This is a genomic window from Pseudomonas sp. SR18, assembly GCF_023701505.1.
Lineage (GTDB): Bacteria > Pseudomonadota > Gammaproteobacteria > Pseudomonadales > Pseudomonadaceae > Aquipseudomonas > Aquipseudomonas cyclaminis.
Genome location: NZ_JAMQAU010000007.1, coordinates 113101 through 140047 on the forward strand (window position 1 = coordinate 113101; position 26947 = coordinate 140047).

20 protein-coding genes are annotated in these 26947 nt (G+C 60.1%); 4 read left to right on the forward strand and 16 right to left on the reverse strand.

Features of this window, described 5'->3' with window-relative positions; all coding sequences use genetic code 11:
* Positions 1-25 precede the first annotated feature (25 nt).
* From NDJ82_RS12820 to NDJ82_RS12835, 4 genes are all read right to left on the reverse strand, one after another.
* A complete protein-coding gene (locus NDJ82_RS12820) occupies positions 26-4813 on the reverse strand; it encodes an Mcf1 protease effector domain-containing protein (RefSeq protein WP_250925627.1) in 4788 nt (1595 codons plus the stop codon).
* Positions 4814-4988: 175 nt separating this feature from the next.
* Positions 4989-6659, reverse strand: a complete 1671-nt coding sequence (locus NDJ82_RS12825) for an ATP-binding protein (RefSeq protein WP_099583000.1) — start codon at positions 6657-6659, stop codon at positions 4989-4991.
* Positions 6659-8158, reverse strand: a complete 1500-nt coding sequence (locus tag NDJ82_RS12830) for an ATPase domain-containing protein (protein ID WP_250925628.1) — start codon at positions 8156-8158, stop codon at positions 6659-6661. The genes NDJ82_RS12825 and NDJ82_RS12830 overlap by 1 nt, the downstream gene beginning before the upstream one ends.
* A 121-nt stretch (positions 8159-8279) precedes the next feature.
* The gene (locus tag NDJ82_RS12835; RefSeq protein WP_250925629.1) at positions 8280-9338 is read right to left on the reverse strand and encodes a tetratricopeptide repeat protein; all 1059 of its coding nucleotides are present in this window, start codon (positions 9336-9338) and stop codon (positions 8280-8282) included.
* A 296-nt stretch (positions 9339-9634) separates the two neighbouring features.
* Here NDJ82_RS12835 and NDJ82_RS12840 point away from each other — a divergent pair, with 296 nt between their 5' ends.
* From NDJ82_RS12840 to NDJ82_RS12855, 4 genes are read left to right on the forward strand one after another with little or no spacing between them, the layout of a single operon-like run.
* Positions 9635-10402, forward strand: a complete 768-nt coding sequence (locus NDJ82_RS12840) for an SDR family NAD(P)-dependent oxidoreductase (protein WP_099582997.1) — start codon at positions 9635-9637, stop codon at positions 10400-10402.
* Between the two features lie 10 nt (positions 10403-10412).
* Positions 10413-11597 (forward strand): acetyl-CoA C-acyltransferase, encoded by a 1185-nt coding sequence (locus NDJ82_RS12845; protein ID WP_191947824.1) that lies wholly within the window; start codon positions 10413-10415, stop codon positions 11595-11597.
* A gap of 12 nt (positions 11598-11609) precedes the next feature.
* A complete protein-coding gene (locus tag NDJ82_RS12850; protein ID WP_099582994.1) occupies positions 11610-12737 on the forward strand; it encodes an acyl-CoA dehydrogenase in 1128 nt (375 codons plus the stop codon).
* Positions 12738-12748: 11 nt separating this feature from the next.
* Entirely contained in the window at positions 12749-13522 is a 774-nt protein-coding gene (locus tag NDJ82_RS12855) for an enoyl-CoA hydratase (protein WP_017528040.1), read from the forward strand.
* A gap of 331 nt (positions 13523-13853) precedes the next feature.
* Here the strand turns inward: NDJ82_RS12855 and NDJ82_RS12860 are convergent, their stop codons facing one another.
* The 12 genes from NDJ82_RS12860 to arnC all read right to left on the reverse strand — a co-directional run bounded on the left by NDJ82_RS12860 (position 13854) and on the right by arnC (position 26859).
* Positions 13854-15005 carry an acyl-CoA dehydrogenase family protein gene (locus tag NDJ82_RS12860; RefSeq protein ID WP_250925630.1) on the reverse strand — a complete coding sequence of 384 codons (1152 nt, stop codon included), beginning with the start codon at positions 15003-15005 and terminating at the stop codon, positions 13854-13856.
* A 3-nt stretch (positions 15006-15008) separates the two neighbouring features.
* Positions 15009-16112, reverse strand: a complete 1104-nt coding sequence (locus tag NDJ82_RS12865; RefSeq protein ID WP_112195274.1) for an enoyl-CoA hydratase/isomerase family protein — start codon at positions 16110-16112, stop codon at positions 15009-15011.
* A 142-nt stretch (positions 16113-16254) separates the two neighbouring features.
* Complete coding sequence (locus tag NDJ82_RS12870) at positions 16255-16965, reverse strand: HPP family protein (protein ID WP_250925631.1); 711 nt, start codon at positions 16963-16965, stop codon at positions 16255-16257.
* Positions 16966-17128: 163 nt separating this feature from the next.
* Complete coding sequence (locus tag NDJ82_RS27515; RefSeq protein ID WP_502941239.1) at positions 17129-17287, reverse strand: hypothetical protein; 159 nt, start codon at positions 17285-17287, stop codon at positions 17129-17131.
* 272 nt (positions 17288-17559) lie between these two features.
* Positions 17560-19182 carry an ArnT family glycosyltransferase gene (locus NDJ82_RS12880; protein ID WP_250925632.1) on the reverse strand — a complete coding sequence of 541 codons (1623 nt, stop codon included), beginning with the start codon at positions 19180-19182 and terminating at the stop codon, positions 17560-17562.
* A 3-nt stretch (positions 19183-19185) separates the two neighbouring features.
* Positions 19186-20565 (reverse strand): UDP-glucose dehydrogenase family protein, encoded by a 1380-nt coding sequence (locus NDJ82_RS12885; RefSeq protein WP_099582982.1) that lies wholly within the window; start codon positions 20563-20565, stop codon positions 19186-19188.
* The gene (gene arnF / locus NDJ82_RS12890; RefSeq protein WP_099582980.1) at positions 20562-20963 is read right to left on the reverse strand and encodes a 4-amino-4-deoxy-L-arabinose-phosphoundecaprenol flippase subunit ArnF; all 402 of its coding nucleotides are present in this window, start codon (positions 20961-20963) and stop codon (positions 20562-20564) included. The genes NDJ82_RS12885 and arnF overlap by 4 nt, the downstream gene beginning before the upstream one ends.
* A complete protein-coding gene (arnE, locus tag NDJ82_RS12895; protein WP_099582979.1) occupies positions 20960-21307 on the reverse strand; it encodes a 4-amino-4-deoxy-L-arabinose-phosphoundecaprenol flippase subunit ArnE in 348 nt (115 codons plus the stop codon). Before arnE ends, arnF begins: the two co-directional genes overlap by 4 nt.
* Positions 21304-22959: a lipid IV(A) 4-amino-4-deoxy-L-arabinosyltransferase gene (gene arnT, locus NDJ82_RS12900; RefSeq protein WP_250925633.1), complete on the reverse strand. Its 1656-nt coding sequence runs from the start codon at positions 22957-22959 to the stop codon at positions 21304-21306. Before arnT ends, arnE begins: the two co-directional genes overlap by 4 nt.
* Positions 22956-23840: a 4-deoxy-4-formamido-L-arabinose-phosphoundecaprenol deformylase gene (gene arnD, locus NDJ82_RS12905; RefSeq protein WP_191958514.1), complete on the reverse strand. Its 885-nt coding sequence runs from the start codon at positions 23838-23840 to the stop codon at positions 22956-22958. Before arnD ends, arnT begins: the two co-directional genes overlap by 4 nt.
* Positions 23840-25831: a bifunctional UDP-4-amino-4-deoxy-L-arabinose formyltransferase/UDP-glucuronic acid oxidase ArnA gene (gene arnA / locus NDJ82_RS12910; RefSeq protein WP_191958515.1), complete on the reverse strand. Its 1992-nt coding sequence runs from the start codon at positions 25829-25831 to the stop codon at positions 23840-23842. Before arnA ends, arnD begins: the two co-directional genes overlap by 1 nt.
* The gene (gene arnC / locus NDJ82_RS12915; RefSeq protein ID WP_099582972.1) at positions 25828-26859 is read right to left on the reverse strand and encodes an undecaprenyl-phosphate 4-deoxy-4-formamido-L-arabinose transferase; all 1032 of its coding nucleotides are present in this window, start codon (positions 26857-26859) and stop codon (positions 25828-25830) included. The genes arnA and arnC overlap by 4 nt, the downstream gene beginning before the upstream one ends.
* Positions 26860-26947: the final 88 nt, after the last annotated feature.

Consider the following 26947-nt stretch of genomic DNA (forward strand, 5'->3'; position numbering starts at 1 on the left):
ATATCTCGGGCCGGCAAGACCAGCTTCAGTCGATCAAATCAAATACCTCACGCTTCTCGCCTGCAGTAAATTGCTTCACCGGATGGTTGCCCTCAATCAGCTTGAATGTCCCGTCAGGGTGCACATCAATGCCACTGGCAGTAGTGATGGAGATCGAGTCCGGATGCCGGGTCGCAAGGTCCCGCAGCAACGTTTGGCCCTTGTGCTCCTGACTGAGTACCGATGAGAGCCCATAGGCGCTTCTAGTGTTGTCGCCGCCAACGAGGATGAGTTTGGCGCCGCCGTCTCCAAACGCAGTTTGTGCGTCTTTCAATGCGTTGGCTTGCAGATCGTTCAGCGCGCTGCCGCGCAGGTGCATCAGGGTCCGTTTCTGGTAGATGCCTTCCTTGAGATCCGAAAGGATCACGATCGCCGAACAGTCACTGATACCGCGGGTGTTGAGCAGCGTACTGGTGTCTCGGACCGTTGCCGAATCGAACTCGGGGACGAACATGGATTCGGGTTTGCTGGCTGTCGGTGCCGCGACGGGTGCCGCAGGCTGAACGTTAGGGCGCGGCTTGGGTGTGGGAAATAGAGAGTCTGCGTACAAGTCGGTCACCGACTGCTTGTTGACGCTTGCTTTGGTGGCCCATGAATGGTCTTGCACCGACACCTTGAATTCGAGTTTGTTCGGGTTGGTGCTATGGGTGGCGTATTGAACCGGCAGTTTTTTATCGGTGAATATTTTGGTCAAACCACGCTTCATCGTATCGGCATCTGGGAAGGGCACCAGACCGTAGTTGGCATCAAACAGAAAAAATTCTTTCTTGGCGCCAGTGACCCGTACGCCGGCCGTAATTGCGTGATCGGGTGTGCTTAGCATCAGGAATTTGGTTTTGGTCGCGTCGGTCAACTCTGGAACAATATCCAAATAAGAGATTATTCGAGGATTTGCCGTTCCGTGAAACAAGGTCTGACTCGTGACTTGCTTTTGGGTATCGTTCAATGCATCCACAAATTTGCGTGATGCCGGCGTCGCCGGATTGGCAGCTGCCTCGAACAGGTTTCCGATCAGCTTCATTTCCTTGCCATCCTTGATGGCTTCAGCCATGGCATGTGAAAGCGCTGCGCACTGGCCTTGGCTAAGGGGACTGACCTGGCTGAGGTACACCACCTGCGGACAGGGAATCAGCGTCGCGCCGACGGAACTGACGTTTTCGGAAAACCGGCTGGCGCTGTTCAAGCCATGTTGGACAGCCAGCCGTTCGCTCTGTCGAGCAAGTGTGCCCAGCTCTTGTGGCGTCAGCGTGGTTTTGTTGATAGCCAGCGATATGACCTGATCGGACATCATTTTCGACGAATAGCCCGCAATATCGGAAGGGCTGCCGGTGTTGTACCCGTTTTCAAAAGCCGCCTTGTCCGGCCCACTTTTTGTATCCTCAAGCAACTGCTGCCATTTTCTCTTGTTGGCTATGGATTCCGCTGACTGTGGAGCAGACAGGGTCTTCCATTTCTCCAACCCACGGGGATTGGCGCTGACGGCAGGGAGAAAATCATTCAGAGGTGCTCCATAGGGTTGCCGTGCAATGGAGTCATAGCGATACCATTTTCCGTTTTGCGTAACGGCGGCCGATTCCAAGATTTTCCCATTTGACTTGAAGGTGCCTGACGAGGCCTCACCAAAACGCGCGCTGGCTGATGTAAGGTCATAACTGGCTGCGGCCCCCCTGAGCCGCCTTACGCCTTTGGTCACTTTGTTGATGCCTGTACCCGCCAGCTTCGCCCCGCCTTTGACCAGGTCGCCAATGCCATCCAAAGGGTTGAGCATGCTCACGGCTGCCCGCCCTACAATTTTAACCAGGGACAGGGCCCTGGCAGCGATTGCTCCATTCTTTGCAACTTTTGCTGCAACGGAGGCGCCCGCGGTTACGAACCCTAGAATATCCAGGGTTAGGTCACCTATACCGGATGCAAAGTCGCCTTTTGAAAAACTCACAATTGCTGAGCGCAAAGGGATTAAATTCAGCAGGAACTCGCGGTATAGGACATATTCTGGAACTTCGCTCTCGAATGTCGTAGCACCTTTTGAGTAAGCCCTGAGTTTCTCTGAAACACCGGAATACACGTTGTCCGTTACAACGTTGGCGATGGCGCGAGTGCGTGCGCAATTATAGGTGTCATGAGCATTTTGACCGCGAGAAGGGGGGAAGTTAGCTACTTTTGTCGTATATCTAAGATTGCTTGACAGCCTGCAATAGTGGGCCACCTCAATAGGGTCTGCGTCGTCGCCTAAAACAACATCTTTTCTTTGGGAATGCCCCACTAAAAAATTATTTTCCAGATCGTTTCGCCTCTCTATATAGCCTTTCTGCGGATTTATTTCATAGAACCTCACCTCTGATCCGATTTTGCAGCGTGCGACCAACGGTTTGTTGTTGACTGGCTGGCGTCGAGACAAATACCTGCCGCCCGGGTTCGGGTCGTAGATGAGTTCCTCACGGTAAAAGTCAATTTCTCCTCGATCAATAAACTTTAAGTCATCTGCCGGAAGGCGAGAAACAAGGTATTTTACGGTTGTTCTAGTGCCGGCCTTTAAGTTCTCGATGTGCGATTCTATTTTATTTGAATATTCTGTCGAAACGTCAGCAAAACCAGCAGACTTGGAGAAAATGTCCGTGAACTTCAGGGCGCGCACACTTGAGAACCATTCGTTCTTATCGGTTTGTTGCACCACCCTCCCGCGCCTCACAGAGGGTGCGTTGAACAATCGCTTTGAAATATGTAAATCCAATAGCGAGTACGGCCCCGGAAAGTCTTTATGGGGGATGGCGAGCTCTATGAATTTGGTATTGATGAAATCATAAAAATCAGCCTTATCTCCATGCTCCTTGCGATATTGCTCCGTGCTTGCCCCGGGAATTCCAAGCTTGCCCATAAGTGCCTCAAAATAGGGCCGATTCTCGCTAAAACCAAGCGCCTCAAAGAGCTGCTCTGCTCCGACGTCCTTGCGCATAGGCAGGGGGGATTGTTTGGCCTCCAGCGCCTGAAGGAGCTCCTTCATTTGTTTCTGAAACGCCTCCAGCACCAACGTCCTTTGACCCGCGCTGTAATCATCTGAAGGGCTTAACGTGATGAGGCTATTGGCAACCCCCCAGTCCATGAGTGCCTTAAACTTAGTCGCCTGCTCTATCTGTCGTTGCTCAGTGGTAAGGGGGACAATATCGCCCCGACGCAAGATATCCGCGTAGCTCATCATAGAAGTGGCGCCAGGCGTTTCAGCCTCTATGCGCCCCACGGCAGTGCTTAACGTCAGCCACGCCTGTGAGCCGTACGTTACGCTATCGGGAATGTCCTTGATCAAAAACTCCGGCGCCCGCTTTGACAGAAGCAGGTACGCAGCGACCGGGGCCATTTCGCGCGTGACTCTCGAATGGCCGGTGCCACTGGTTGCCCCGAGCAAATGGTCCGCAAGTCGTTGAACGATAGCGGAGGCCGTAAGGCCCGAGTTGCCTGGTTGGGCTAGCTCGAAACCCGCCACTGACGTTCTTGAGGGTACAAGTTTTAGTTCAAAGGCTGCATGGATAGCAGCCAACAGGTAATCGTTGGCACTGGTAGGCGTCGATGCTCCCCGACAGGTTATCTGTAACCCTTCACCCAGTTCTTTCGCTTTAGAGGAACCGAGTATCTGCCCAATGATGAGTCGTGGATTACGCAATTGACTGGGCTCCCAGCGTCGATTGCCGCTCAAATAACCCAACAGCCCACCGGGCCCTGGCTTTACGCGGCCTAGCACAACGATGTAGGGATTGCGCGCTGCATCACTGTCTAGAGGCGTCGGCCAGCTCAAGGCACCGCCAAAATCGCCGTGCGAGGGTGAGCTTGGCTTAGGAGTCGACAGCGCGATCAACAGGTCTTCCAGCTCTTCAGCAGTGCTGGGTAATTGCCAGTTCTGATCGCTGATGTAGTGTTTAAGGCTCACAGTCCTCGCTGAGCTCGTTGATTCGACCTGACCATGCTCCGATGCTGAATGTCTGCTGAAAGTTGTCGTTTCCAGAAAGTCGCCCAGTGCTTGCGAGCCGTCTTTCGGGAATGTGTTCAAGAGCCGAGTCACTTCCTGTTTATTATTCAGGTCGGCGAGTTGATTCAGGTTTAACTTAAGTTCGGCGTCAGAACGTGAGCCACTTTGACTGAAGCCGCTGAAGGCAGTGCCGTCCTCCAAGTTGGCCGCCTGCGTCCGAACTCTGTCTTTAAGGGTGTTGGTCGCGTCCTGTTGAGGCACCGTGATGCCATAAAATTTCGCGATATCGCTCAAAGACGCGGATTTTGGATTGTAGGTGGTGTCGGACGTGGGACTTAAGGCTTCAGCGACCTTCAGGAGAAGCGGGAAGGCTTGAAAGTTGGCAAAAGGGAAGTGAACCGCCTTCCCTGAGACCATGGCGATAATGCATTTATCTTCTGGAGAAATGGTTATCTTGTTCGAGAGGTCGACTTTGTTTTTTGCGGCCCACTGGATGACATCAGGAGTATTTAATATTTTTCCTATTAAAGATCGCCACTTGCCGAATGCTGAGTGTTCCGGGATATCGCGAATCACCTCGTTAAAGGGTTCAATGCCGGACTCACTATTTGCGTAGCGCAATAAAACTGTACGATAAAGCTGGGCCAGCCGTTTGTCAGCCTCTTCAGTGCTGTTAGTGCTCGCCCAATTAAAGGCATGTGTCGAGCCGTCACCGTCCGTGCTCGCCATTACATCGCGTCTGGAAATGGTTTCACCCGTATGCTTCGGGCGCGGTGTGGGCAAGGACGTGCTTTGAATAATCGGCAGGGTTGTCATGAAAACTCTCGACGAATGTAAGTGAGTCGTCTGATTAGATAGACGGCAACTTGTTCTGTGGCGAGAGATGTAGTTAAGGTCCCTGTGCGTATGTTTGAAGTGTTACAAAGCATTAGAAGAGCCACTAACAAGTTACCCTGCATAACTTGCGCCCCCCCCATTATGTTGGGAGGGGTTATGCTCGAATCATCTCCCTGACCTTCGCCGTCAATAGATCGAACGTGAACGGCTTGGTGATCAACTGCATGCCAGGGTCCAGGAACCCGCCGCGTACCGCCGCATGTTCAGCATACCCCGTGATGAACAACACCTTGAGATCCGGTCGAAGCTGCCGGCCGATTTCGGCCATCTGCCGGCCATTCATACCTGGCAGGCCGACGTCACTGATCAGAAGATCGATGCGTTGGTCCGATTCAATGATCGGTAATGCCGTATTGGCATCCCCGGCCTCAACAAAGCCATAACCCAACTCCTTGAGTACTGCGCAGACCAGCACGCGTACGGCGGGGTCGTCTTCGACGATCAGCACGGTCTCCCCCGAATTGGCCAATGGCAGCAGCGCAGGGTTGAGCGGGGCCGCCAGCACGGTTTCACCCAGAAAACGCGGCAGGAACAAGCTGACGGTCGTCCCCAGGCCCACTTCGCTGTGCAGGGTCACGTGGCCGCGGGACTGACGGGCGAACCCGTAGATCATCGACAAACCAAGGCCCGTGCCCTGGCCGATCGGCTTGGTGGTAAAGAACGGGTCGAACACACGGCCAATCACGCTTTCGGGAATGCCGCAGCCGTTATCGCTGATGCTCAACTCAACGTAGTCGCCTGGGGGCAGGGTGCCAAAGGCGGCGGTAAACACGCTGTCCAGATGCCGATTGGTGGTTTCCACCACCAATTTGCCGCCATTGGGCATGGCATCGCGGGCGTTGAGTACCAGGTTGAGCAGGGCGCTTTCCAGTTGATTGGGGTCGGCTTCGGCCGTCCACAGCTGGTCCGTGAGGTGCATCTCAAGGGTGATGCTTTCATTGATGCTGCGTTGCAGCAGTTCGCCCATTGAGCTGACCAGCTCGTTGATATTGACCGGCTTGGAATCCAGCGACTGGCGGCGGGAAAACGCCAGCAACCGGTGGGTCAACCCGGCTGCGCGGTTGGCCGAGGTGACGCCCAGGTCGATCAGGCTGTCGAGGTCGTCCAATTTGCCACGGGACACGCGCCTTCGCAGCAGCTCCAGGCTGCCGATGATCCCGGTGAGCATATTGTTGAAGTCATGGGCGATGCCGCCGGTCAATTGGCCGACGGCTTCCATTTTCTGTGATTGGCGCAGGGCCTCTTCGTTGTGACGCAGTTGGGCCGTGCGCTCCTCGACTTGCTGTTCGAGGGTTTCCAGGGTGCGTTGCAGGCGCAGCTCGCTTTTGCTCAAGTCGATCAGGCGGTCACGCGCCTCATACTGCCGGCGACGGCCGCGCAGGGCAGTGCTGACCAGGCTGATCAGCGTCACGGGGTGGAAGGGCCGCTCCAGGAAGGTGACGTTGCCGAGCAAGCCGCTGAACTGGGAGGAGCCATTCTGCTCGCTGCCGCCATGGTGGGTCATCAGCACGATGGGCATGTCCGACCAGGCCGGCTGCTGGTGCAAGTACTCCAGCAGGGGCTCAAGGTCGACACCGCGCAATGCTTCGGCGGCGATGATCAGCAGGCCTGCACCCTGTTCCAGCGCGTCGCACAGCATTGGCAGGTGGGTCGCGACGATGCCGGTGTAACCGGCCTCGTTGAGCATCATCAGCGCCAGCGAGCTATCGCGCCCTACGGGCGCCAGGATAATCGCGCGCTCGGAGACGCCAGGTAGAGTGGGCACTATCCCTCATCCTTGAGCAGAGGGGAGCCGGCACCCATGTAGGTCGGGATGCCGCGCAGTACGCCCTGGAAGTTGTCCAGAGGCTCGCCAACGGTAAGGCCACGGCTGCCGATGCGGTATTCACGAATGGTTGATTCGTGGGCGCCGGTACGCTTCTTGATGATCGAAATTGCGCGGCGGACTTTGCCCAGGGCTTCGAAGTAACGCAGCAGAATCACCGTGTCGGCCAGGTAGGTGATGTCGACCGGCGCTTGCATATCGCCGACCAGCCCGTGTTGGGCGACGGTCATGAAGGTGGCCGCGCCTCTACGGTTGAGGTACAGCAGCAGTTCGTGCATGTGCAGGATCAGCGCGTTTTCCTCCGGCATTGCTGCCTGGTACCCGTTGATGCTGTCGATCACCACGGTCTTGATGCCTGCTTCGTCGACGGCGCGGCGCACCCGGTGGGAGAACTCGCCGGGGGACAGCTCGGCAGCGTCCACTTGTTCGATCATCAGGTTGCCGGTGGCCTGCAGCGCTTCGAGGTCGATGCCCATGTTTTTCATGCGCTCGAACAGCAGCCCCAGCTCTTCGTCGAAAATAAACAGCGCAGCCTTCTCGCCCCGTGACACGGCGGCGGCGGCAAAGATCATCGAGATCAGCGATTTACCAGTACCGGCTGGGCCGAGGATCAGGCTGCTGGAGCCGGTTTCGATGCCACCACCCAACAATGAGTCCATCTCGCTGATGCCACTGGTGAGCGTCTGGCGGTTGTAGCCACCGCGGTGTTCGGCCGCCACCAGGCGAGGGAACACGTGCACGCCGTCCTGCATGATGGTGAAGTCGTGGAAACCGCCGCGATACTTCTGACCACGGTATTTCACTACCCGCACTCGGCGGCGTTCGGCGCCGTAGTTTGGCGTCAATTCTTCCAGGCGGATCACGCCGTGGGCCACGCTGTGCACGGTTTTATCCAGGGATTCGGTGGTCAGGTCGTCCAGCAGTAATACGGTGGCGTCGTAACGTACGAAGTAGTGCTTGATCGCGAGGATCTGCCGGCGGTAACGCAAAGAGCTCTGCGCCAGCAGGCGGATCTCGGAGAGGCTGTCGACGACCACACGGGTGGGCTTGACCCGCTCCACCACCTCGAAAATCTGCCGAGTGGCTTCGCCCAGTTCAAGGTCAGAGGAATACAGCAGGCTCTGCTGGTGCTCTGCATTGAGCAGGCTTTCCGGTGGGGTCAGCTCGAAGATATGGATGTTGTCGTCCAGGTCCCAGCCGTGGGACTTGGCGCCCTGGCGCAGTTCGTGCTCCGTCTCCGACAAGGTGATGTACAAGGATCGCTCGCCGTTTTTCGCCCCGGCCTGGAGGAAATGCAGCGCCACGGTAGTTTTACCAGTGCCGGGTTCGCCTTCCAGCAGGAACAAGTGGCTGCGCGATAGACCTCCGGAAAGAATGTCATCAAGACCTTCGATGCCGATGGCCGCCTTTTCAGTGAACAGCTCTTTGGATGTAGACAAGAAGTGCCCTCGGGTCACGTACAAGTAGAAGGGCATGTCCGTTGCGACACGCCATGTTTACTTGACCGTGGCACTTTGCAACCGTTCCACATTTGCTTCAATTTGTAAGCTCAGGACGGCTCTACAGACCTTGTTGCAACGCTGGATCATCCGGGTTTTGTTGCTCAAGCTGAGCCAACAGCACCTGGACATTCTGCAACTGCCCGCTCTCTTTCCAGTAGTTGACCAGCAACACTCGCGCCTTGCGATTGGAAGGGTGACGCTGGACGATTTCCTCCAATTGGCGTTGCGCTGCTTCCAGTTCCTGCTGGTCGTGCAGGGTGGTGGCCAGGTCGTAGCGGTAATCCTGATTGTCCGGCTCCAGCTCCACTGCCTTGGACAGGCCGAGCAGCGCATAAGGCCGCTCGCCGTGGTGCAGCAGCCACATGCCGAGGGCGTGTTGCAGGTAGGCGGATTCGGGGTGCGCCGCCAACTGTCGGGCCAGTAATTGGCGGGATTCGTCAGTCTTGCCTTGTTTATCCAACAGCTCGATCTGCGCAACCACGGCTTGCAGGTTGTCCGGCTGCAAACGCATCGCCTGCTCCAGGGCATGTTGCGCCTCAGGCAGCAGGGCGCTGTGGATGTACAGGCGTGCCAGCTGAATCCAGCCCTCGGCGGTTTCGGGCTGAGTCTTGAGGTGCTTTACGAATTCATCCAGTACCTGTTGCAACGGCCCGAAGTACAGGCCAAGGGTGTCCGGCGACAGGCCGAGCAAGGCATTGGCGGCGGCAAAGCGCACGCTTTGTTCGGGGTCATCCAGCGCCGGGCCGAGCAACAGGGTGCGCTGGCCTGTGGGAACCAGGCCGACAATGCTGTGGATCGCCGCTTCGCGGACCACGGGCGAGTCATTGCCCAGGTCCTTATCCGCCAGCTTCAGGGCCTGGGGGCTCGGGTAGTTGTGCAGTTCGGCATGCAGCGCAGCGCGGCGCTCATCAGTCAGGTCCGGGCGGCCCAATTGCTGATACAGCACGCGGGCGGCGCCCGGTTCGCCGTTACGCGCCTGCTTCAGGGCCTTGGAATAACCATGGGCAATGGCAGGCGCCACCGCCACTGGGGCGGAGCGCGAGAAATACCAAGTGATCAGCACAATGAACAACAGGGCGCACAGGCCGACGATGGCGTAACGGCGTGACTTTGGCATGCAGGCGTCCGAAAGCTTGAGCAGCTATTACAAAGGCCGTCAGCTTCGGTCAGACCAGGGCAGGTGTCAAACCGGCTTCAGGTCAGTTGGGTGGCGCAGGCCATCAAGTTAGAAGCTGGCGGGGAGGGCGTCCAATCGCTTGGGCCAACGGCCTGAATGGTGCGGTCTATGATCAATGCACTCTTGGCCAAACCAGTCAGCCATGTTGAAGGCTTTGACCATTGCCGCTGTGCAGCGCGCAAGGGACTATTTGGTCAATACGCTCGCTACTTGGTCCATCGTTCAAGGAAACAATGATGCAGATTGAAAACAAGGTTTTTCTGGTCAGCGGCGGCGCCTCAGGCCTTGGCGCGGCCACCGCTGAGATGCTCGTCGCCGCTGGCGCCAAGGTGATGCTGGTGGACCTGAACGCCGAGGCCGTGGCGGCCAAGGCCCTGCAGTTGGGTGATAACGCTCGCAGCAGCGTGGCCGATATCAGCCAGGAAGCGGCTGCCGAAGCAGCCGTGCAGGCCACCGTCGCGGCGTTTGGCGGTTTGCACGGGCTGGTCAACTGCGCTGGTGTGGTGCGCGGCGAAAAAATCCTCGGCAAGAACGGCCCTCACGGTCTGGCGAGCTTCGCCCAGGTGATCAACGTCAACCTGATCGGCAGCTTCAACCTGTTGCGCCTGGCCGCCGCCGCCATTGCCGAGACCGAAGCGAATGCCGACGGTGAACGCGGCGTCATCATCAACACCGCTTCCGTCGCTGCGTTTGACGGGCAAATCGGTCAAGCCGCGTATGCGGCGTCCAAGGGCGCAATCGCCAGCCTCACACTGCCCGCCGCACGTGAGTTGGCGCGTTTCGGCATTCGCGTAATGACCATCGCCCCCGGCATCTTCGAAACCCCGATGATGGCCGGCATGACCCCCGAAGTACGCGACTCCCTTGCCGCCGGCGTGCCATTTCCGCCACGCCTGGGCAAGCCTGCCGAATACGCCGCACTGGTGCGGCACATCATTGAAAACAGCATGCTCAATGGCGAGGTGATCCGCCTCGACGGTGCCTTGCGCATGGCTGCCAAGTAAGGAGTGCTTCATGACTGATCCCATCGTGATTGTCAGCGCCGTACGCACGCCCATGGGCGGGTTCCAGGGCGACCTCAAGGGCTTGACCGCACCTCAGCTCGGCGCGGCCGCGATTCGTGCGGCGGTCGAGCGTGCCGGTATCGCCACCGACGCCGTGGATGAAGTGCTGTTTGGCTGCGTACTCCCCGCTGGCCTGGGCCAGGCGCCGGCGCGGCAAGCGGCGTTGGGCGCCGGGTTGGATAAGTCCACCCGCTGCACCACCCTTAACAAGATGTGCGGCTCGGGCATGGAAGCGACGATCCTGGCCCATGATTCACTGCTGGCCGGCAGCGTCGATGTGGTGATTGCCGGCGGTATGGAGAGCATGTCGAACGCGCCGTATCTGCTCGACCGCGCCCGCAGCGGCTACCGCATGGGCCACGGCCGCGTCCTGGACCATATGTTTCTCGATGGCCTGGAAGACGCCTACGACAAGGGCCGCCTGATGGGCACCTTCGCCGAAGATTGCGCGCTGCATAACGGCTTTACCCGCGAAGCGCAGGACGCTTTCGCCATTGCGTCGCTGGCCCGCGCCCAGGAAGCGATCACCCACGGCAACTTCGCGGCCGAGATCGTGCCGGTGCAGGTCACTGTCGGCAAAGAACAAAAAACCATCCTGCACGACGAACAACCGCCCAAGGCCAGGCTGGACAAGATCGCCAGCCTCAAACCCGCCTTCCGTGAAGGCGGCACGGTGACAGCGGCGAACTCCAGCTCGATTTCCGACGGCGCCGCGGCGCTGTTACTGATGCGCGAGTCCCAAGCGCACCAGCGTGGGCTCAAGCCGTTGGCGATCATCCACGGGCATGCCGCCTTCGCCGATGAGCCGGGGCTGTTTCCGGTAGCGCCGGTGGGCGCGATTCGCAAGCTGATGAGCAAGACCGGCTGGAGCCTGGATGACGTGGATCTGTTCGAGATCAACGAAGCCTTCGCGGTGGTGAGCCTGGTGACCATGAGCAAGCTGCAAATCCCCCACGCCAAGGTCAATATCCACGGTGGCGCGTGCGCGCTGGGCCATCCGATCGGCGCCTCCGGCGCGCGCATCCTGGTGACCTTGCTCTCGGCCCTGCGCCAAAAGGGCCTCAAGCGAGGCGTTGCCGCAATCTGTATCGGCGGTGGTGAAGCCACGGCCATGGCCGTTGAATGCCTGTATTAAGGACTGCCCCCCATGCTGCCCAATGACGAACAACTGCAAATCAGCGACGCGGCCCGGCAATTTGCCCAGGAACGCCTCAAACCCTTCGCCGCCGAGTGGGACCGCGAGCACCGTTTTCCCAAGGAGGCCATCGGCGAAATGGCCGAACTGGGCTTTTTCGGCATGCTGGTGCCGGAACAGTGGGGCGGTTGCGACACTGGCTACCTGGCCTACGCCATGGCGCTGGAAGAAATCGCCGCCGGTGACGGTGCCTGTTCCACCATCATGAGCGTGCATAACTCGGTGGGTTGCGTGCCGATCCTCAAGTTCGGCAACGACCAGCAAAAAGCCCAGTTCCTCACGCCGCTGGCCAGCGGCGCCATGCTGGGAGCCTTTGCCCTGACCGAACCCCAGGCCGGCTCTGACGCCAGCAGCCTGAAAACCCGCGCCCGCCTGGACGGCGATCACTACGTGTTGAATGGCTGTAAACAGTTCATCACCTCCGGGCAAAACGCCGGGGTGGTGATTGTGTTTGCCGTCACTGACCCCGCAGCGGGCAAACGCGGGATCAGCGCGTTCATCGTGCCCACCGATTCGCCGGGCTACAGCGTGGCGCGGGTCGAGGACAAGCTGGGGCAGCATGCGTCGGACACCTGCCAGATCCTGTTTGAAGACCTGAAGGTTCCGGTGGCCAACCGTTTGGGCGAGGAGGGCGAAGGCTACAAGATCGCCCTGGCCAACCTTGAAGGCGGCCGCGTGGGCATCGCCTCGCAATCGGTGGGCATGGCCCGCGCCGCATTTGAAGCGGCCCGGGACTACGCCCGCGAGCGCGAAAGTTTCGGCAAGCCACTGATCGAACACCAGGCCGTTGCCTTCCGCCTGGCCGACATGGCCACGCAAATTGCCGTGGCCCGGCAAATGGTGCATTACGCCGCCGCCCTGCGCGACAGCGGCAAGCCAGCGCTGGTGGAAGCGTCCATGGCCAAGCTGTTCGCCTCGGAAATGGCCGAGAAAGTCTGTTCGGCTGCCTTGCAAACCCTGGGCGGTTACGGTTACCTGAGCGACTTTCCCCTGGAGCGGATCTACCGCGATGTGCGGGTCTGCCAGATTTACGAAGGCACCAGCGATATCCAACGCATGGTCATCTCACGCAATCTCTAAGGAGCCGATACATGAGTTACGAAACCATTTTGCTCGACGTCCAGGGCCGCGTCGGACTGATTACCTTGAACCGTCCGCAAGCCCTGAACGCGCTGAATGCGCAACTGGTCAGTGAGTTGAACCAGGCGTTGGATGGCCTGGAAGCCGATCCGCAAATCGGCTGCATCGTGCTGACCGGTTCCAAGAAAGCCTTTGCGGCCGGCGCCGACATCAAGGAAATGGCCGAGCTGACCTACCCGCAGATCTACCTCGATGACCTGTTCAGCGACAGCGACCGCGTGGCCAACCGCCGCAAACCGATCATTGCCGCCGTGAACGGCTTTGCCTTGGGCGGCGGTTGCGAACTGGCGCTGATGTGTGACTTCATCCTGGCGGGCGACGGCGCCAAGTTCGGTCAGCCGGAAATCAACCTCGGCGTCCTGCCGGGCATGGGCGGCACCCAACGCCTGACCCGGGCCGTGGGCAAGGCCAAGGCTATGGAAATGTGCCTGACCGGGCGCTTTATCGATGCGGTGGAAGCAGAACGTTGCGGCATTGTTGCACGCATCGTGCCGGCCGATGAGCTGTTGGATGAAGCCCTGAAAGTCGCCACCCTAATCGCCGGCAAGTCAGTGCCGATCAGCATGATGGTCAAGGAAAGCGTCAACCGTGCGTTTGAAGTGAGCCTGTCCGAAGGCGTGCGCTTTGAGCGTCGGGTGTTCCATGCGGCCTTCGCGACGCTGGATCAAAAGGAAGGCATGGCGGCGTTTGTGGCCAAGCGTGCGCCGGAGTTCAAAGACAAATAAGCGTGTGGGGGCGGACGTATTGACACCCTGCGATCTGCGGGGCGCCAACGCAGCCTCGCTTGCGCTCGACAGCTGCTCGCCCGGTGAGAGCAGAGGACTCTCAAAGGCTTATACATAACTCTGTGGTGAGCGGGCTTGTCCCGCGCTGGGCTGCGCAGCAGCCCCAAAACCAGGCAACTTGGTTTTTCTGAAAAAATGCGGTGGCTTTGATGGGGCTGCTTCGCAGCCCAGCGCGGGACAAGCCCGCTCACCACAACAGCCCAGTTGCCATAGATTCAGCATCCACGGGAAGTTATGTAGATACCTATGCCGGTGAGGGTGCGTGAGTCGGTCAGAGCTGGTAGTGCTTGAGCTCCCTGGCAATCACCATCCGCTGAATCTCGCTGGTCCCTTCGTAAATCTGCGTGATCCGCGCATCCCGGTAGTAACGCTCCACAGGGTAATCCTCCAGGTAACCGTACCCGCCATGTATCTGCATGGCTGACGAGCAGACCTTCTCCGCCATTTCCGAGGCAAACAGCTTGGCTTGTGACGCTTCCGACAGGCACGGCTTGCCGGCACTGCGCAGGCGGGCGGCGTGCAGGATCAGCAGGCGGGCGGCGTTGAGGCGGGTTTGCATGTCCGCCAGCAGGTTGGCCACGCTCTGATGTTCAATGATCGGCTTGTCGAACTGCACCCGGTCTCGGGCGTAGGCCAGCGCCGCTTCAAACGCCGCGCGGGCGATACCCAGGGCCTGGGCGGCGATACCGATGCGTCCACCTTCCAGATTCGACAGCGCTATCGCCAGGCCTTTACCGCGTTCGCCCAGCAGGTTGGCTTCCGGGATCGTGCACTGGTTGAGGGTCACCGCGCAGGTGTCAGACGCACGAATACCCATCTTGTGTTCGGTACGGTCCACCACAAAACCCTGGGTGTCGGTGGGCACCAGGAAGGCGGAGATGCCTTTCTTGCCCAGGCTCGGGTCGGTCACGGCAAAGACGATGGCCAGCTTGGCGCGTTTGCCGTTGCTGACGAATTGCTTGGCGCCGTTGATCACCCACTGGCCTTCACGCAGCTCAGCGCGGGTGCGCAGGTTATGGGCTTCGGAACCGGCCTGGGGTTCGGTCAGGCAGAAGCAACCAATCGCCTGGCCACTGGCAAGCTGGGCCAGCCAGGTTTCCTTCTGCGCAGTTGTGCCGTAGTTGAGGATCGGCCCGCAACCTACTGAATTGTGGATACTCATCAGCGCGCCGGTGGCGCCATCGCCGGCGGAAATCTCTTCGACTGCCAAGGCATAGGCCACGTAGTCGACGTAGGTGCCGCCCCATTCTTCCGGGACCACCATGCCCAACAGGCCCAGTTCGCCCATCTTGGCGACCAGGTTGTCGTCGATCCAACCGGCTTTTTCCCAGGCATGGGCATACGGGGCGATTTCACCCCGCGCAAAGTCGCGCGCCATGTCGCGAATCATCACTTGTTCTTCTGTGTATTCAATGTCTTGCATGATTTATCTCGCAACCTGCTCGAACTGTTGGAAGAAGCTTTCGACATGGGCCGCCGCCAACCCATGCAGGGTGGGCGGGTTCCAGCGTGGGGTCTTGTCCTTGTCGATGATCAGGGCACGCACGCCTTCGATCAGGTCGCCGCGCTCGAACCATTGACGGTCCAGGTGCAACTCAAGGGCAAAACATTGTTCCAGCGTCAGCCGGCGGCCCTTGCGCAGCATTTGCAAGGTGACGGCCATGGCCAGGGGGGACCGGGTCTGCATCAGGTGGGCGGTGTTGAGCGCCCACTCATGGCTGTCGGCAACAGTGACGGCTTGTAATTGCTCGACCATGCTGGGTACATCCGGCAAGCCGAAGAAGTGGTCTATCGCCGGGCGCAAGGCCGCCAGCGGCGCATCGGGCAGTTGCTGCACCGCAAGCTTTGCCAGCAGGCCTTGCAAGTCTTTGAGGGGGGAGTCGTGCCAGCGCAGGTGGTCAAGTTTCTGGTCCAGTTCGTCCAGCTTCGCGCTGTCGAGGTACCAGTCGGCCAAGCCGCAATACAGCGCATCGGCAGCACGGATCTGCACGCCGGTAACGCCGAGGTAGATCCCCAGTTCGCCCGGAATGCGCGGCAGAAAATAGCTGCCGCCCACGTCGGGGAAATAACCGATGGCCACTTCCGGCATGCCCAGCCGGCTGCGCTCGGTGACCACACGCAAATCCGCACCTTGCACCAGGCCCATGCCGCCGCCCAGGACAAAGCCGTCCATCAGGGCGAGTACGGGCTTGCGGTAATGGTGGATCGCGAGGTCGAGGGCGTATTCCTCGACGAAGAACTCTTCGTGCAGGGTGTCGCCGTTCTTGAAGCTGTCGTACAGCGAGCGAATATCGCCACCCGCACAGAAGGCCTTGTCGCCAGCGCCGCGCAGGACCACGGCGTACACCGAAGGGTCGTCTGACCAGGCCTGCAGTTGCCGGGTCAGGCTGCGAACCATGTCCAGGGTTATGGCGTTTAAACCGGCGGGGCGGTTGAGGGTGAGGTGGCCGATATGGTTGCGGACGTCGGCGAGTACCTCTTCCTGAGGTGTGTCGGCACGGCTTGCTTCGGATGAAACCTGAGCAGTCATCTCTAACTCCCTGCTTTTATTGTTCTTTATCAAGATGTTCGCGGACGAACCTTCTCGCGATCCTACCAGCGCAAATTTGCGCAGTACAACCCGGAATCATGCAGGTGGTTGTTGCATTTATGCAGGGTGGCTGTGGCCTCGGTCAGGGCGTGCGATTGGCCAGCACTTCGCCGATGCTGCGACGGCGCGCGTGGGTTTCGGCCGCGTGAATCAGTTGCTCAAGCTCTGCAGGTGCCACATCGTAGAACTGTTCCATTTCGGCGAGGGCCAGCTTCAAGTCGACGGCGGTCACGGCAGGGTCCGGAGCCGCATTGGCGTTATTCAAAACGATTGACGGTGACTCGACAGCGCCCTTGGGATAGCGCGTGCGCGTGGCATTGTTATAGGCCAGGGCACAGGCCAACAGCGCGCCGGCGCCGAGCAGCACGGCGCCCAACTCATGCCAGCCCAGCGCCGCAGAGGCCGGGTCGGCCAGCACCAGCGTCATGGCCAGGCCACCGCCGGGTGGGTGCAGGCAACGCAGCCAGCACATCAATACCACCGACATGCCCGCCGCCAGGCAAGCGCCGCCCAATGTGCGCCCGAGCACGCGCGCAACCAGCAATGCCACAACGGCGGCGCACAGGTAGCTGCCGATGATCGACCAGGGCTGCGCCAGCGCACCGGACGAGACCGCAAACAACAGGACTGCCGAGGCCCCCAGCGGGCCAAGCAGGTGCAGTGCGACCTCCATGCCAAACACCTGGGCACAGAGCCAGACACTGAACAGTGTGCCCAGGGCCATGCCAATGGCAGCACGGCTCCATTCGGAGGGACGGGTATTGATTGCAGCGGGGAACCAGCGAGCGAGCATTGAACAGGAATCCATAAACGGCGGGCAAAAAAAAGGCTTGTCTGGTTGCCCGGAAAAGCCCTCTGAAAGTTCCTGCATTTGGGGGAGGAACCTGCGCAGTGTGCCGTGCCCTATAGCGCAGCGCCAATGCATATTAGTGAGGTTTTAATACAAAAATAATGAACTAGATGCGAATGCACTGGGTATTGGGCTTGCCCAGAACGCGGTTATCGGTGTCTTCATTGAACAGCTGCTTCTGCAGGTTTTCCTGCATGCCAGGTTCACCGGCCAGGGGGCCTTTTAGAGCGACGAGGGCATTGCGCAGCGCCATCAGTCGATCCAGCGGCGGAATCGGCAGGTAGCCGATATGCACTTCATCGCGGACCAATGAGGCAGGGGTATTCAGTAAATGATGATTTGGCACGGCATTGTCCTCTCACGAAGCGAGCCGCAGCAGGCGCTGCGCCTTCTAGCGTCCTTGTAGTTATTCATGGCCAGTGGCGGTAGATACTTAACGCACCTGGCGATCGAGTTTAACGTTGGGGTTCGGACGTAGGAAAGTGATATGACACCAGCCTTTACGTATAGGTGCGTAGGAGGTTTCCGCGTGGCAACTCAAGGCTGCGTGGGTTTGACCAGGTGCAGCAGCACATAGGGATTGCGGTCGAACTCACCGGTCAAGGTCGGCGTGAGAGTGGCAAAGCGCGGATCTTTGAGACCTTCAAAGTCCACCTGACTCATCACCAGCCAGGCCGGGCCTTGCAGGGGCGTCAGGTCGGCCGCCTGTTGGGTGAACAACGGCACCTGGTCGCAGTCAAGGTTGACCATGTATTTAATGGCCTTGGCGTCTTTGCCCAAGCCGTGCAAGACCACGGGGGCGCGCTGTTGCATCACCTGTTGGTGAACCCGCAAGGTAAATGTGCGGGTGTCATAGACACTGCGCTCCAGCGGTTCGACCACCAGAATGTACGTGGACCACACTGCCAACACCGCCGCAATGGCCGGACCCACCGGTCGCAGGCGAGGCACGCACCACGCCGACAGTGCCACTGCCTGCAGGACGCCCAGCACACCTAACATCAGCCCCAGCTGGCTCATCTGTTCCGGGTAGCGTGGGCGGGCGAACAGCAGGCCGGCGATCAACAGCGCGGGCAATAGCGTCCATATAACCAGCATCAGCCCGCGCAACCAGGCAAACAGCCGCCCGTGCGCGGTAGAGAAGGGATACGCCGCAATAATCGCCGCCATGGGCAGCATCGGCAGTACATAGCGCGCCTTCTTCGCCTGGGGAATCGACAGGCCAAGCAACACCAGCAAGCCCGCTGCGGCGCAGTACAGCACCAACTGCACGGCCGGGTCAGGTGTGCGCCGCCCGCTGATTGCTACAGCCAGCAGCACCAATAATGCCAATGGGTAGGCCAACGCGTAATTGCCCAAAGAGCTGGTGAAGTAATACAGCACGCCGCTGGAACCTTCGCTGCCATCCATGCGCCCGAGGAACTGCATGCGGATCACGTCCTGCATGAAGCCCTCACCGCCACTGAGCTTGGCCATCAGCAACAGCAGGCCGACACACGCCACCAACAGCGCCAGGGCCACCAGGCCGAAGCTCACCAGTTGGCGCCATTGCCGATTGATCAGGTAATAGCTGCACAGCACGCCGGTAGGCACCACCAGGCCAATCGGGCCGCGTATCGCAAACCCCACGATCAAGAGCAGGAACAGCCAGTGCAGGCGCTTGTCGGCAGCGAAGTGGTCGTGGGCGTAACCGAGGTAGAACACCGTCAAGGTGATGGCGGCGAGCATCTGGTCCAGGGAAACGGCGCGGGTTTCGCTGATAAACGTGGTGCTCAACAGCAACACCGCAATGCTCAACAGGCCCCAGCGCTGGGAGTAGGGCGCCGTCAGGCGATACACCAGAATGACGATCACTGCCGAGGCCAGCGAAGTCGGCAGCCAGGCGGTGAGGCTGGTGACCTGGCCCAAGGGCAGCGACAACAGCCAGGTCATCAGCGTCGAGGTGGCCAGATAATCGGCATACGGCTGGCCGTAAGTGGTGGGGAAAAAGCCCGGCCCATGGCGCAGCATTTCCTGGGCGAACAGCACGAATCGTGAGTCGAACCCGATAATCGCCTGGTGCCAACTGCCGGCGATAAACAGCAATAACGCCAGCAATCCCAAACCGAGGGATTGGCGGCGGATCGTGGTACTCAGCAAAGGCAGTTGGGCTGTGTTCACGTATCAGGCTTCCACGACCTGCGGCACCCACTGCTGCTGCGGAATCGGCAACTGGCACGAGTCGCCCCGGCCAATCGGGAAATACTGGAAGCCCTTGCGCGACAGGCGTTCGCCGTCGTACAGGTTGCGGCCGTCGAAGATCACCGGGGTTTTCAGGCGCTGGTGGATCAGGTCGAAATCAGGGGCCTTGAACTGCTGCCATTCGGTGCACACGATCAACGCATCGGCGCCCACCAGGGTGGACTCCGGCGTACCCATCAGCATCAGCCGCTCTTCGTCGCCGTAGAGGCGCTGGGTTTCCTGCATCGCTTCCGGGTCGAAGGCGCGTACGTTGGCGCCCGCCGCCCACAGCGCTTCCATCAGCACGCGGCTGGGGGCATCGCGCATGTCGTCGGTGTTGGGCTTGAAGGCCAGGCCCCACAGGGCGAAAGTCTTGCCGCGCAGGTTGCCCTGGAAGAACGCATTGATGCGCTCGAACAGCTTGCTCTTCTGGCGTTGGTTGATGGCTTCCACGGCTTCCAGCAGGTCGCTGGAGCAGTTGGCCTGTTTGGCGCTGTGGATCAAGGCGCGCATGTCCTTGGGAAAGCATGAACCGCCGTAGCCGCAACCGGGGTAGATAAAGTGATAGCCGATGCGCGAGTCGGCACCGATGCCCAGGCGCACGGCTTCGATGTCCGCCCCCAGGTGCTCGGCCAGCTCCGCGATCTGGTTGATAAAGCTGATCTTGGTGGCCAGCATGCAGTTGGCGGCGTACTTGGTGAGTTCGGCGCTGCGCAGGTCCATGAAGATGATGCGGTCATGGTTGCGGTTGAACGGCGCGTACAGGTCGCGCATGACCTCGCGGACTTCTTCGCGCTCGCAGCCGATGATGATGCGGTCCGGGCGGCGGCAGTCAGCAACCGCCGAGCCTTCCTTGAGGAATTCCGGATTGGAGACGATATCGAACTCCAAGTGGCGACCCGCGACGTGCAGGGCTTTTTCGATGTGGGCGCGCAAGGTGTCGCCGGTGCCCACGGGGACGGTGGATTTTTCCACCAGAATGACCGGGGCCACCCGATGACGAGCCACGGCATCACCCACCGACAGCACGTATTTCAAGTCGGCCGAGCCGTCTTCATCCGACGGCGTGCCGACGGCGATAAACAGCACTTCACCGTGTTCGACGGCGAGCTTTTCATCAAAGGTGAAATGCAGGCGCCCGCTTTCCAGGTTCTCCTTGACCATCGCGGCCAGCCCCGGCTCGAAGATGCTCACATGGCCTTGCTGCAGCAGCTTGACCTTGTTTTGATCGACGTCCATGCAGATCACATCATGACCGACTTCGGCTAATACGGTGGCCTGTACCAGGCCGACGTAACCACTACCAAATACACTGATTTTCATGGGGCATTCCTGGGGCTTGTAGCACTGGCACGACGAGAGTTGATGATCAGCACACCGAGGATGACAAGCGCCACCCCCAGGGTTTTTGAAACGGAAAAATGTTCGTTGAACACCGGCAGGCTGGCCGCCAGCAGGTACACCAGCGCGTAGCTGATGCTCAGCAGCGAATAGGCGCGACCCAGTGGAAGGTGCTTGAGTGCGCCGAGCCAGCAGAGCATCGACAACGCATAGGCGCAGATCGCCAGGCTCACCACGCCGAGGGCGCCCGGATCAATGCGGGCCGTGAGCCATTCGTTGGGCAGCGGCAAGCGCGTCATGCTCCAGCGCATCCCCAACTGGGCGGCGCTGACCAGGCCGACGCTGCCCAGGGCCAGGGCGAAGCCTTGAGCCCGGCTCATACCTGGCGCCCCAGCAGCACGACGCCGGCAATCACCAGCAGCACACCCAGCCAGTGACGACGGTCGATGGTTTCATGGAACACAAACCGCGCCACCAGGGTGACCAGCACGAAATTCAGGCTGAGCATGGGGTAGGCGATGCCGACTTCCAGGCGCTGCAACACCAGCAGCCACACCAGCAGCCCCAGGCCGAGGCACACCAGCGCCGCCCACAGCCACGGTGAGCGCAGTTTCAGTGCCCAGCCGTCGGGCTGGTCGCGCCAGCCTTCTACAGCAAATTTCTGTGAAACCTGGCCCATACAGGTGAGCAGGCAGGCCACCAGTAACAACAGCAGGGTGATCACGGCGCCACCTGCGGGAAGATCAGAATCATCAGATTGCCTTGCTCATAGCGCTGACCGTCAGTGGGCAGCAATGCAACTTCGGCAATTTCATCGTCACCTTTAACGCGCATCACCACACCCACCGCACCTTTTTTGCGGGCGTCGCTCATCCACTGCTGGACTTGCCGGGTATCCACCTTGTGATGGGCTGCATCCGGATAAGCGAGGCCGTACTTCACTTCGCCGATTGTGTTGTAGAGCGTCACGTCCGGCCGCTGCAAGCGCCACGACAGCGCCGAGGCCGCACCCAGGTCATTGCTCAGCAACGCGGTGGCCGGCTGCAGCTCCTGCAGGTGATCGATGATGAATTGATCCGGCGTCTTGTTGTAGACCACCGAGTGCGGCAGTGCGGCCGGCAGCAGGGCAACCATCAGCCAACTGCCCAGCGCCGGTGCCGCCCACAGGTGCAGCGGCCGTGCGGCCTGCAACAGGTTGACGATGATCCAGCTGAACAGAAAGGCAAACACCAGCACCAGGCTGAGGGTTTCCTCGCCGTGTGCGTACACCGGCTTTTTCAGTTGAACCCACGTCAGCGCCAGTAATACCGCGACGCCAATCAGCAGGTTCAGCCAACCGTTGATCCGCAGCACACGGCCACGGCCGGCAGCGAGTTTGTCCGCCAGGGTCGAGCCCATCAGCAGGGCCAGGGGCAGCAGGCACGGCATGATGTAGGACGGCAGCTTGCCTTTGGCCAGGCTGAAGAACGCCAAAGGCATCAGCAGCCACAGCAGCACGAAGCCGATTTTTGCACTGCGCTTGTCCTGCCACGCCTGTTTGAGCGTTGACGGCAGCAGGGCCACCCAAGGCAGGCAGAACGCGACCAGCAGCGGCAGGTAATACCAGAACGGCTCGGCGTGCTGGGCATCGTCGCCGGCAAAGCGCTGGATATGCTCGTGCCAGAAGAAGAAATTCCAGTAGTCCGGCTCTTGCAGGTGCACAGCCAGCGCCCAAGGCAGGCTGACCACAATCGCCACCACCACGGCAACCACGCCGAACTTGAGTAACTCGCCAAAGCGTTTCTGCCAGATCGCGTAGGGCAGGGCGATCAACACCGGCAGCAGCCACGCCAGGAAACCCTTGGTCATAAAGCCCATGCCACAGGCAAAGCCCAGCAACGCCCATGAACCCAGGCGGCCATTACGGGTGGTGCTGGCGAAGCAGAACCACAAGGCCACGCCGGTCAGGTTGACCCAGAAGGTGAACTGCGGGTCGAGGTTGGCATAGCCGCCCAACGCCGCGATGCTGACAAAACTCATGTACAGCACGCTGCTGACCAGGCTCTTGTGCGGGTCATTCCACAGCCGACGCGACACCAGGTACACCAGCAGGATGCTCAGGCCGGTACTCAGGGCCGAGGCGAAGCGAACGCCAAACAGGTTCTGCCCGAAGATCGCCTGGCCCAGCGCGATCATCCAATACCCGGCGGCGGGTTTTTCGAAGTAACGAATGCCCATGAAGTGCGGCGACGCCCACTTGCCGGTCAGCAGCATTTCCTGGCTGATCTGCGCGTAGCGGGTTTCATCCGGAATCCATAAGCCATGGGTGGCCAGCGGCAGCAGGTAAAACACGCCGAATGCCAACAGGAGCAGGGGCAAGGCCCAGCGGCGGATCATGCCTGCTGTACTCCCAGCCAACCCTCGCGGCCGCTCAACGCGCCGCGTACCAACTGTTGCTGGGGCAGGGTGGTCACGTCCGCAGGCAACAAATCGCCCAGGGGGGTGAAGTGGATGCCGCGCTGCCCAGCCTGGGCAAGCAACTGGCGAAAGTCATTGGCCATCAGAATCCCTTCTACTTCTGCGTGGATTGTGTAGACGTTGAGCTTCGACTCGGCAAACCGGTCGAGGATGAAGCCATTGAAGTCTTTGGCAGCCACCACCGGCCCGACGACTTCGTCGAAGGTCGGCAGGTCCACCGGAATTTGTGGGGTGCCCGCGCTGCCATCGGCCAAGGTCGGTCGAAACAGGCTGGTACCCCGGCAATCGCTGTTATAGCGAAAGTTGAAACCTTGCTTGGCTTGCACCACGCGCTCATCGGCACGCCAACCGGCGGCCGCCGAGCAATCGACGCGTTCACCCAGAATGTCGCTCAGGGTGTCGACGCCACGCCGGATCTGCTCGACCAACTGTGCCTCGCTCCAACGCCCGGTATTGGCCTGCCAGCCGTGGTGATCCCAGGCGTGCAGGCCGACTTCATGCCCGGCGGCCTTGGCCTGGCGCATCAGGTGCCCCAGGTCACGGCCAATCGGCTTGCCTGGCCAGGCGGTGCCGGCCAGCAGAATATCCAGGCCATACAGGCCAACGGCGTTGGAACGCAGCATCTTCCACAGGAATTGCGGGCGGATCAGGCGCCACAAATGGCGCCCCATGTTGTCCGGCCCGACACTGAAGAAGAACGTCGCCTTGACCCCGGCTTCATCCAGGGTTTCGAGCAGCTGCGGCACACCTTCACGGGTGCCACGGTAGGTGTCGACGTCAATGCGCAAGCCAGCCTTCATTACTTTTTGTCCGCGATTTCGAGCATGGCTTCACGCAGGAAGAAATCCAGGGTGTTGCCGATGGTTTCGCTCATTTCCACGGTCGGCTCCCAGTTCAGCAGGCGCTTGGCGTTTTCGATGCTTGGCTTGCGGTGTGCCACGTCCTGGTAACCGGTGCCGTAGAACGCCTTGCTCTCGACGTCGCGGAAACCGGCGAACGGCGGGAAGTTGCCGCGCAGCGGGTGAGCTTCGAACTGACGCAGCAGCTCTTCGCCCAACTGGCGGATGCTGGCTTCGTTTTCCGGGTTGCCGATGTTGATGATCTGGCCGTTGCACGCATCGTTGTCGTTATCAATGATGCGGGCCAGGGCTTCGATGCCGTCGGCGATGTCAGTGAAGCAGCGCTTCTGCTCGCCGCCGTCGAACAGACGGATCGGCGTGCCTTCCACCAGGTTCAGGATCAGTTGGGTGATTGCACGGGAGCTGCCGATACGCGCCGAATCCAGGCGGTCGAGGCGCGGGCCCATCCAGTTGAACGGACGGAACAGCGTGAAGTTCAGGCCCTTGGCGCCGTAGGCCCAGATCACGCGGTCCAGCAGTTGCTTGGAGACCGAGTAGATCCAGCGCTGTTTGTTGACCGGGCCGACCACCAGGTTGGAGGTGTCTTCATCGAAGTACTGGTCCTGGCACATGCCATAGACTTCGGAGGTCGACGGGAAGATCACGCGCTTGTTGTACTTGACGCAGTAGCGCACCAGCTTGAGGTTTTCTTCGAAATCCAGCTCGAACACGCGCAGCGGGTTGCGGGTGTATTCGATCGGCGTGGCGATGGCCACCAGCGGCAGGACCACGTCGCACTTCTTGATGTGGTACTCGATCCACTCGGTGTGGATGCTGATGTCGCCTTCCACGTAGTGGAAGTTGGGGTGGCTGCGCAGGCGCTCGATGGCGTCGGAGCCGATGTCCAGGCCGTAGACTTCGTAACGGTCGTCACGCAGCAGGCGCTCGGACAGGTGATTACCGATAAAGCCGTTGACGCCCAGGATCAGTACGCGGGTGCGGCGCGGCGTGCGGCCGGACTCGGCGCCGCGCAGCACGGAGCCGTCCACCAGGCCCAGTTCATTGGCCAGTGAAGGGCCGGCCAGGTACAGGCCGTTGTCGTTGCGCTGGCCAAACTTGACCACCAGGGAGTCTTCACCGCAAGCGATGCGCAGCGGGTTGACACTGATCACACGGCCCGGCGCCAGGCCTTCGTTGCCCTTGACCACCTCGGCTTGCCACACGATCAGCTTGTGCTCGCCCACGGCACAGAAGGCGCCCGGATACGGTTGGGTCACGGCGCGAACCAGGTTGAACAGGGTTTCGGCCGGTTGTTTCCAATCCAGCTTGCCGTCTGCCGCGGTGCGGCGTCCGAAGTAAGTGGCTTGGCTTTCATCCTGTGCGGTTTCGCTCAGCTTGCCTTGGGCCAGTTGCGGCAAAGCATCGCGCAGCAGGTTGCTGGCTGCTTCACGCAGCTTGGCGTGCAGAGTGAGGCCGGTGTCGCTGCGGTCAATGGTGACTTTCTGTTGGGCGAGGATCGCGCCGGCATCGGCACGCTTGACCATGCGGTGCAGGGTCACGCCAGTTTCGGTCTCGCCGTTGACCAGTACCCAGTTGGCCGGAGCACGACCACGGTATTTGGGCAGCAGCGAGCCGTGCAGGTTGAACGCGCCTTTGCTGGCGGTGGCAAGCAAAGGCTCGCTCAGCAGGTTGCGGTAGTAGAAGGAGAAGATGTAGTCCGGGTTCAGCTTGGCGATGCGCTCAATCCACAAGGGATGGTTGGCGTCTTCCGGGGCATGTACCGGGATGCCATTGCGGGCGCAGAGTTGGGCGACGGAGCCGTAGAAGTTGTTTTCCTTGGGGTCGTCGGCATGGGTAAACACGGCAGCAATTTCGTAGCCGGTATTGAGCAGCGCTTCAATGCCTGCACACCCAATATCGTGGTACGCGAATACAACAGCTTTTGAACTCATGACTGGACCTGATCGGCAGAAGTGGAAGTATGGGAAGACGCCAGGCCGTCAACGACGACCACGGGAGCCGGTGCTGCCGGTTGGTTGCGCAGCACTTTTTCGATAAAGAAACGCGGGCGGGCGCGCACATCGCTGTACATGCGGCCCAGGTATTCACCCAAGAGGCCCATGCCAATGAACTGGCCGCCGGTGAACACGAACAGCACTGCGAACAGCACGAACAGGCCGTCGCCCGCCCAGTCGGCACCGAAGGCCAGGCGCAGGACGATCAGCGCGAAGGCGAACAGCATGCCCAGGGCCGCCAGGCTGAAGCCGACAATGGACAGCAGGCGCAAAGGGGTGGTGGTCATGCAGGTCAGCAGGTCGAACATCAGGCTGATCAGGCGCATGGCGCTGTATTTGGACTCGCCGTGTTCACGCTCGGCGTGGTGCACCAGGATTTCGGTGGTGTGGCGCGCGAAACCGTTGGCCAGGATCGGGATAAACGTACTGCGCTCGCGGCAGGCGAGCATGGCATCGACGATGGTGCGGCGGTAGGCGCGCAGCATGCAGCCGTAGTCCGTCATGGCCACGCCGGTGGAGCGCTGCACGGCAAGGTTGATCAGGCGTGACGGCCAGCGGCGAAAGGCCGAGTCCTGGCGATTGTTGCGCACGGTGGCCACCACGTCGTAGCCGAGGGCGGCTTGTTCCACCAGGCGCGGGATTTCTTCGGGCGGGTTCTGCAGGTCGGCGTCGAGGGTAATCACCACTTCGCCCCGGCATTGTTCGAAACCAGCCATGATCGCCGCATGCTGGCCGTAGTTGCGGTTGAGGATCACGGCCACTACGTGGCTGCCGTCTTCAGCTGCAGCGTCTTCGAGCAGTTGGGCAGAATTGTCACGGCTACCGTCATCCACCAGGATGATTTCGTATTCGTAGGCCAGTTGCTTGCAGGCTGCGGTGGTGCGACGCAGCAATTCGGGCAGGCTTTCTTCTTCGTTGTAGACCGGGATAACGATCGACACGCAATGAATAGGGTAGGGTTTCAAAGAATCATGACCTCGGGGTAAGTACAACTTGGCGCGTGAAAACAGCAGCAATCATTGGGCGAAAAGGCAGCCCGCTGATAAAAAGGCG

Bases quoted from the DNA above. Each gene is read 5' to 3' on its own strand.
- NDJ82_RS12820 (WP_250925627.1), bottom strand. From the start codon at position 4,813: ATGACAACCCTGCCGATTATTCAAAGCACGTCCTTGCCCACACCGCGC.
- NDJ82_RS12835 (WP_250925629.1), bottom strand. From the start codon at position 9,338: ATGCCAAAGTCACGCCGTTACGCCATCGTCGGCCTGTGCGCCCTGTTG.
- NDJ82_RS12840 (WP_099582997.1), top strand. From the start codon at position 9,635: ATGCAGATTGAAAACAAGGTTTTTCTGGTCAGCGGCGGCGCCTCAGGC.
- NDJ82_RS12845 (WP_191947824.1), top strand. From the start codon at position 10,413: ATGACTGATCCCATCGTGATTGTCAGCGCCGTACGCACGCCCATGGGC.
- NDJ82_RS12850 (WP_099582994.1), top strand. From the start codon at position 11,610: ATGCTGCCCAATGACGAACAACTGCAAATCAGCGACGCGGCCCGGCAA.
- NDJ82_RS12855 (WP_017528040.1), top strand. From the start codon at position 12,749: ATGAGTTACGAAACCATTTTGCTCGACGTCCAGGGCCGCGTCGGACTG.
- NDJ82_RS12860 (WP_250925630.1), bottom strand. From the start codon at position 15,005: ATGCAAGACATTGAATACACAGAAGAACAAGTGATGATTCGCGACATG.
- NDJ82_RS12865 (WP_112195274.1), bottom strand. From the start codon at position 16,112: ATGACTGCTCAGGTTTCATCCGAAGCAAGCCGTGCCGACACACCTCAG.
- NDJ82_RS12870 (WP_250925631.1), bottom strand. From the start codon at position 16,965: ATGCTCGCTCGCTGGTTCCCCGCTGCAATCAATACCCGTCCCTCCGAA.
- NDJ82_RS12885 (WP_099582982.1), bottom strand. From the start codon at position 20,565: ATGAAAATCAGTGTATTTGGTAGTGGTTACGTCGGCCTGGTACAGGCC.
- arnF (WP_099582980.1), bottom strand. From the start codon at position 20,963: ATGAGCCGGGCTCAAGGCTTCGCCCTGGCCCTGGGCAGCGTCGGCCTG.
- arnT (WP_250925633.1), bottom strand. From the start codon at position 22,959: ATGATCCGCCGCTGGGCCTTGCCCCTGCTCCTGTTGGCATTCGGCGTG.
- arnD (WP_191958514.1), bottom strand. From the start codon at position 23,840: ATGAAGGCTGGCTTGCGCATTGACGTCGACACCTACCGTGGCACCCGT.
- arnA (WP_191958515.1), bottom strand. From the start codon at position 25,831: ATGAGTTCAAAAGCTGTTGTATTCGCGTACCACGATATTGGGTGTGCA.